The 6,717-nt window shown below is 71.2% G+C and carries 6 protein-coding genes; 2 read left to right on the forward strand and 4 right to left on the reverse strand.

The window, feature by feature from the left end:
* The 3 genes from ABT297_RS42240 to ABT297_RS42250 form a co-directional block, all read right to left on the reverse strand.
* Window positions 1-504 (reverse strand): ATP-binding cassette domain-containing protein (locus ABT297_RS42240; RefSeq protein ID WP_350559573.1); only part of this gene is annotated, 504 nt, incomplete at its 3' end.
* Entirely contained in the window at window positions 501-2,066 is a 1,566-nt protein-coding gene (locus tag ABT297_RS42245) for an ABC transporter permease (protein WP_350559576.1), read from the reverse strand. The genes ABT297_RS42245 and ABT297_RS42240, both read right to left, overlap by 4 nt.
* 5 nt (window positions 2,067-2,071) lie before the next feature.
* Complete coding sequence (locus ABT297_RS42250; protein WP_350559579.1) at window positions 2,072-3,151, reverse strand: iron ABC transporter substrate-binding protein; 1,080 nt, start codon at window positions 3,149-3,151, stop codon at window positions 2,072-2,074.
* 149 nt (window positions 3,152-3,300) lie between these two features.
* On the opposite strand from ABT297_RS42250, the gene ABT297_RS42255 reads away from it, so the two are divergent.
* The gene (locus tag ABT297_RS42255) at window positions 3,301-3,957 is read left to right on the forward strand and encodes a response regulator (RefSeq protein ID WP_350559582.1); all 657 of its coding nucleotides are present in this window, start codon (window positions 3,301-3,303) and stop codon (window positions 3,955-3,957) included.
* Window positions 3,954-5,282, forward strand: a complete 1,329-nt coding sequence (locus ABT297_RS42260; protein ID WP_350559585.1) for a sensor histidine kinase — start codon at window positions 3,954-3,956, stop codon at window positions 5,280-5,282. Before ABT297_RS42255 ends, ABT297_RS42260 begins: the two co-directional genes overlap by 4 nt.
* 91 nt (window positions 5,283-5,373) lie before the next feature.
* Here the strand turns inward: ABT297_RS42260 and ABT297_RS42265 are convergent, their stop codons facing one another.
* Complete coding sequence (locus ABT297_RS42265; RefSeq protein WP_350559588.1) at window positions 5,374-6,237, reverse strand: hypothetical protein; 864 nt, start codon at window positions 6,235-6,237, stop codon at window positions 5,374-5,376.
* Window positions 6,238-6,717: the final 480 nt, after the last annotated feature.

Raw genomic sequence — 6,717 nt, forward strand, 5'->3', positions numbered from 1 at the left:
GGTGTCCTTGAGCAGGTAGCCGACCGCGCCGGCGTGCAGGGCGTCGGCGATCAGCTGCGGCTCGAGATACCCGCTCAGCGCCACCACCTCGACGCCGGACAGCTCGTGCGGATGGCGGCCGGCCAGGGACGCGTCGAGACGGACGAGATCGAGGAGCTCGGCGACGCGGTGCCTGCGCTCCGCCCTGGTCCCGGCGGCCCGGGACAGGCCGAACGCGATGTTCGCCTGGACGGTCAGGTGCGGGAACAACGCACCCTCCTGGGCGACATAGCCGATGCTGCGTTTCTCCGGAGGTACCGCTGAAACCACCCGGCCGGCAAGGGCGATCGTGCCGCCGTCGACCCGGTCGAACCCGGCGATCAGCCGCAGCAGCGTCGTCTTGCCGCAGCCGGAGGGGCCGAGGATCGCCGTGGTCGTGCCCTCGGCGACGTCCAGGCTCACCCCGTCGAGGACCCGCGCCTGGCCGTAGCTCTTGTGCACGTCTCGCACTGACAGCGCGGTCATGGTCTGGCTCCCCGGGTGGACTGACGCAACAGGAGGTACGCCGCCGGCAACGACAGCGCGATCATGCAGACCGCGTAGGGCGCGGCCCGCGGGTAGTCGATCTCGGCGGTGGCGGCCCAGAACTCCGTGGCCAGCGTGTGGGTTCCGGTGGGCGCGAGCAACAGGGTCGCTGTCAGCTCGGTGGTCACGGCGAGGAACACGAGAGCGGCCGCGGACAGCATGCCCGGTGCGGCGAGCGGAACGGTCACCCGGCGGAAGGTTGCCAGGGCCGACCGTCCGAGCGCGCGCGACGCCTCGTCGAGCGTCGGTGGCGCCTGGCCGATCGCCGCCCGCAGGTTCACCATGGCGCGGGGCAGGAACAGCATCACGTAGGCGGCGACGGCCAGCGTGGTGGTCTGGTAGAGCGGGCGGGCGTACCGGATTGATGCGGTGACCAGCGACAGGCCGACGACGACACCAGGCACGGAGCTGGCCAGGTAGGTGCTGCGTTCCATGACGGTGCTCACGATGCTGCGGTACCGCACGGCGAGCCACGCCATGGGGAATCCGATCGCGACGGCGGCCACGGCGGCGAGCGCGCCGAGCTTCGCCGTGGTTCCCAGCACCGGCAGGAGCGCGGCCAGGTCCCAAGCGCCGACGGTACTGTAGGTGAGCCAGTGGATCACACTGTACGCCGGGACGCCGATCGCCAGCCCGAGCAGGGCCAGCAGCAGAACGATGACGGGTCCGGTGAGCCACCCCAGGCGGGCCGGCACCGCCGGACGGGCGGCACCGGCGCCGAGGCGGGCGGTCCGGGCGCGTCCGCGGACCAGCACTTCGAGGGTGACGAACGCGAGGCAGCACAACACGAGGACCGCGGCCAGCATGTTGGCCGCCGCGGACGCGAACGTCGACTCGTACTGGGCGATGATCGCGGTGGTGAACGTGGGGTAGCGCAGCTGCTCGATGGCGCCGAACTCGGCGAGCAGATGCAGGGCGACGAGCAGGGCCCCGCCCGCCATGGCCGTCCGCAGCTGCGGCAGCACCACGCGGGCGAAGACCCGCACCGGGCCGGATCCCAGCGCCCGGGCCGACTCCTCCAGGGCAGGGTCCAGGCCGCGGAGCGTCGCCGCCACCGGCAGCAGCACGAACGGGTAGTACGACAGGGTGGTGACGATGGTGGACGCGGCCAGCCCGTCCAGGCCGGGCCGCACCGTGATCCACGCATAGCTGTTGATGAATGCCGGGATGGCCAGCGGCGCGGTCAGCAGCGCGAGCCACATCCCGCGCCACGGCAGCGACGTGCGTTCCACGATCCAGGCCAGGGCGGTGCCGAGCACCAGGCAGCATCCGGTGGCGGTGCCGCACAGCGCGAGGGTGTTGCCCAGCAGTTCGGCGATGAGCGGTCGGAACACGAGCGGCCGGATGCCGTCCCAGCCCACCTCGTAGGAGTAGAACGTGATGAACACCAGCGGTACGGCGGCGAACGCCGTGACCGGAACACACAGCGCCAGCAGGCGCAGCGGTGGGAGCGACCGGAGTCGCCGTACCGCCGCGCCTGCCGCCGGTTCGGTCTGCGGCATGTGACTCAGAGGAGTCCGGCCGTTGTCATCAGCTGGGTGACCTTCTGGCTGTTGAGCTTGGACTCGTCGACCGCGGGCGCGCCGAGCTCCGACAGCGGTTTGAGGGCCGGGTTCGAGGCGACGCCCTGGCCCACCGAGTACTCGAAGGCGGTGCCGTTGGCGAGGATGGTCTGGCCCTCCTTGCCGGTGATGAAGTTGACCAGCGCCTGCGCCTCGTTGGGGTGCTTGCTCGACTTGAGCACGCCGCCGCCGGAGACGCTGACGAACGCGCCGGGGTCCTGGTTGCCGAAGAAGTGCAGCTTGACGTTCTTGCTGTTCTCCTTGGTCTTGGCCTGGTCGGCGTACCAGTAGTAGTGGTAGATGACGGCGCTGGCGACCGTGCCGGCGTTGACGGCCTTCATCGCGGCGCTGTTGCCGCTGAACGCCTGCCCGTTGTTCTTCAGCGCGGTCAGCCAGGCGCTGGTGGCCGCCTCACCCTTGAGTTCGAGCATCGCGCTGACGATCGCCTGGAAGTCGGCGCCCTTGGGCGCGGCGCCGTAGCGGTTCTTCCACTTCGGGTCCTGCAGGTCCATGATCGACTTGGGCAGGTCCGACTCGGTGACCATGGTGGGGTTGTACGCGAGGACGGTCGAGCGCGCCGCGATGCCGATCCAGTTCCGGGTGGACGGCACGTATTCGGCCGGCACCTGCGCGAGCGTCGCCGGGGCGATCGGCGCGAACAGTCCGGCGTTCTCGACCAGGGACATGGCCGGGGAGTTCTCGGTCAGGAAGACGTCGGCCGGCGACGCGGAGCCCTCGGCGACGAGCTGGTTGGCCATCGTCAGGTCACTGCCCTGGCGGATCTCGACCTTGACGCCGGTCTTGGCGGTGAACGCGGCGACCCATTCCTTGGTCAGGGTGTCGTGCTGCGCATTGTAGAGCACGAGGGTCACGTTGGGGTCGAGCGCGGCGGTGGAGCCGCCCGACGCCGCCGCTTCCGGCGTCGCGCCGGATCCGCCGCCGCAGGCGGTGAGGAGTATGCCGACGACCGGCACCGTGAGCATCGCGAGCAGGCGACGACGAGCGGTCGTTGCGGGGATCAACACGGGGGCTTCCTTCGGTCGGAGGTCCAGGCAGGGGGTGTTAGGATTGCCTAACCTAGCTTTTGTACTGCCGCATATTTCGCCAATCCCCCAAAATTGGGGGGGTACTGCCGAAGGAACCTGTCTGCGATGACGAGCCGTTGAGAACGCCGATGACACGGTCGGCATCGCTCACGCAAACGGCCCGGGCCAGCAGGCGTTCCCGGGCCGTGCTGGTGATCGACGATCACCGGGTGTTCACCGACGTGCTCAGCTTCGCGCTGGACGCGCAGCCCGACCTCCGCTGCGTGGCCGTGGCGCACTCGGCGCGGGACGCGCTGGCGACCGCGGCGCATCGCGGCTTCGACGTGGCCATCGTGGATCTGCAACTGCCGGACGGCACCGGCCTGGACGTCGTGCGCGAGCTGCGTGCCCTGCGCCCGGACGCACAGCTGATCCTGCTGACCGGCCATCCTCGGCCCGGCCTCGCCGAACAGGCCCGCGACGCCGGGGCCGACGCGTTGCTGGCGAAGGACGATGCGCTGCGCAGCGTCCTCGACGTCATCCGCGGCACCGAACCGCCGGACGAGGCAGCCGGCGGGGCACCTGTCCCGGTCCCGCGCCTGAGCCCGCGCGAACGGGAGGTGCTGACCCTGCTGGCCACGGGCGCGCACGCCGGGCAGATCGCCGGCGAGCTGGACCTGTCGGTGCACACCGTGCGCGACTACGTCAAGGCGATCCTGTCCAAGCTCGGAGCGCACTCCCAGCTCGACGCCGTGGCCGCCGCCGACCGGCTCGGCCTGATCGTCCGCACGGACCGCTTCCGGTGAAGCGACCACCCCGCCTGCCGACGCTACGGCGGGCGCTGCTGTGCCACGTGCTGCTCGCCGGTCTCGTGACGGTCGTCGCCGCGGCCGGCGCGGGGACCACCGCGTGGCGCACCTCGAACCAGCAGGCGGCGCGCGCCGCGCTCCAGGTTTCCGCCGCTATCGCCGACGCGGCGATCGCGAGCCTCGCGACGCACGACTTCGGCGCACCCGGCGGGTACGACCGTGCGGACGTCCTGGACCGGCTGCAACCGTTCGTACTGTCCGGGACCGTGTATCGCGTCAAGCTCTGGATCGTCGAGGGCGAGCGGGCCAGGATCCTGGTGTCGGACGAGGCGCGCCTCGAGGGAACGTCACGGGACACGGACAGCGGACCGCTGCGATCGATCGGGTCGGCGGGGCAACGCATCTTCGACGTGCCCGACGACGTGGAGCACCGCTACGAAACAACCCGCCAGGACCAGTTGCTGGAGGTCTTCCTCGACTTCCGCGACGCGGCACGCAACGTCCTGAGCCTGGAGCTCTACGTACCGGCCGGTGGTGACGCCGCCGCACTCCAGGCGATGACCGACCAGCTCCCGCTGCTCGTCGCCGGGGCACTGGGCATCGGACTCGCCACGCTCCCGCTCACCGTCGCCGCGAGCCGGCGCACGCGCCGCACCGCCGAGCGCTACGCGATCCTCGCCACACTGGCCGTCACGGCGTCCGACCGCGAGCGGCGTGAGCTCGCCCAGCGCCTGCACGACGGCCCTATCCAGGCCCTCTCCGCCGCCAGTGTCGTGATGTCGCTGGACACGATGACACTGCCGGGCGTACCACCGGCGGGCTCCCGCACGCTCGCGCACAACCTCGTCCGCGACAGCATCCGGCAGCTGCGAACCCTGACCGACGACGTCGTTCCCGACCCGATCCCGGCCGCGGACCTCGCCGCCCGGCTGCCCGCGTTGCTTCGCCCGGCGGTACCGGAACCGATCGCGCTCGACGTCCGCGTCGCGCACCACGATCCCGGCGCCGATCTCAACGACGACCACGCGCTCCTTGTCGCCCGCAGCGCCCGGGAACTGGTCCGCAACGCCGTGCGGCACGGCCGGCCCGCCCGTGTCAGCGTTATCCTCGACATCGGCGACACACTGCGGCTCACGGTCGACGACAACGGCGCCGGGTTCGATCCCCGCCGCGGGCCGCAACCCGGCCACGTCGGCCTGACCCTGATCGCACAGGCCGTGGCCGACGCCGGCGGCGCCCTGTCGCTGCGCTCCAGCCCGAACACGGGCTGCACGGCGACCGTCCAGCTGCCCCTCCCCCGCAGTCCGCACCAGGGTGCATAGCAGCCCACCTTCGACCGGGCCGGCCTGGCCGGCATCGAGGTCGTGCTGGCCGACCCCGTGTTCTGGCGATCGCTGCTCAACACGTGCGTCATCACCGCGGCGACCACCTTGCTGGCGGTCGTCGGCGGGAACGTGGTGGCACGGCGAATGCTGGCCTGGGTGTACGGGCGACATGGCGGTGGTGCGGGTCCTGACCAACGGCGGCCCGACTCACTCCACCGAGGTGCTCGCCACGCTGGCGTTCCGCAGGGGCATCGACGGCGGCGGTGTCCGCCTTGCCTGAGGCTAGTGGGTTCTTCAGTGGCGGGGTTTTGGCTCGGATGTGCCGTGGCCGAGAGGCGACCGCTCCGGCGAGCAGTTGCGCGATGAGGAGCGCTCCGAGCGCGATGATCGGGATGGTCCAGCCATTTGTTGCGGTGTGGAGGGCCCCGAGCCCGAGGGGGCCACCGGCGAGCACCGGCTCCACGTCGGACCCGAGCCGCACCGTCACTATGGCACGCGGCCAGTCGCGGGTGACGACGGTGATCTGCGCGGCGTCATGTTCGCATCTGGTCGCCCGCCAGCGGCCGGCGTGTACCGTCTCGGCCCTCCTTGGCTGGCCGTCGACCACGATCGTGCCGGTGCCGGCGGTCCAGTCGACGTCGGCGAAGCGCACGCCGTCGAGGCGTAGGTAGTGTCCGATCAGCAGTCGTAGCGGTCCGGGCAGCATTCGCGTGTGGGCGAGGCGGGCCGTTTCGACACAGGCCCACGGTCCGTCCGCGGCCGGGTCGCCGTAGTGCAAACGCGCCACGACTACAACGTCGTCGGTTTCGTCGTAGCCGCCCAGTGCGGGCGCACCGGGCAGGCCCTCGCCGTCGAACGCCGCAAGCGAACCGAATGCGTTCAGTGCTCGTCGGGCGTCGGCGGCATGGATGGCGAGCAGCTCGTCGACGGACTCGCCGAGGTTGAACTGCATGCCACCACCTCCGGAATCAGTGTGCCACCGGACTCGCGGTGCGCGGAACCGTCCGACGGCCCGCGCACCGCGCGCGGTTCAGTAAATGTTCGCGGACGCAACCGGGCCGTTCGACCAGCACACCCAGCCGTGCGTCGTGATCGCGTAGCTCTGCCACGAGCTCACGTTGGCGATCGCGGTGCCGCGGGTGAGGCCCAGGTCCCGCGCGAACGCGGTCCAGCTCAGATAGCCGTAGAAGCCGCTGTCCTCGGAGTACGACGTGGGGGTGCGGCGCCGGGTCCTGGGTTGGGACCCGGCGCCGTCGCGTTCGGCCCGCCGCGCTCTGTCCTGTTTACGTCAGCAGCCGTAGCGCCCGTTGGCGGACGTCGGCGTAGCGTTCGTGCACCTCCGGGGTGGTGGCGGCGGCGATCTCCTCGGCCGCGACAGGCCACTGGGGTGGCTCGGCGCCGCCGGACAGTGCCCAGGCCGCCTGACGCGCCG

This window comes from Dactylosporangium sp. NPDC000555 (assembly GCF_040300025.1).
Classification (GTDB): Bacteria; Actinomycetota; Actinomycetes; order Mycobacteriales; family Micromonosporaceae; genus Dactylosporangium.

Bases quoted from the DNA above. Each gene is read 5' to 3' on its own strand.
- ABT297_RS42245 (WP_350559576.1), bottom strand. From the start codon at position 2,066: ATGCCGCAGACCGAACCGGCGGCAGGCGCGGCGGTACGGCGACTCCGG.
- ABT297_RS42255 (WP_350559582.1), top strand. From the start codon at position 3,301: ATGACACGGTCGGCATCGCTCACGCAAACGGCCCGGGCCAGCAGGCGT.
- ABT297_RS42265 (WP_350559588.1), bottom strand. From the start codon at position 6,237: ATGCAGTTCAACCTCGGCGAGTCCGTCGACGAGCTGCTCGCCATCCAT.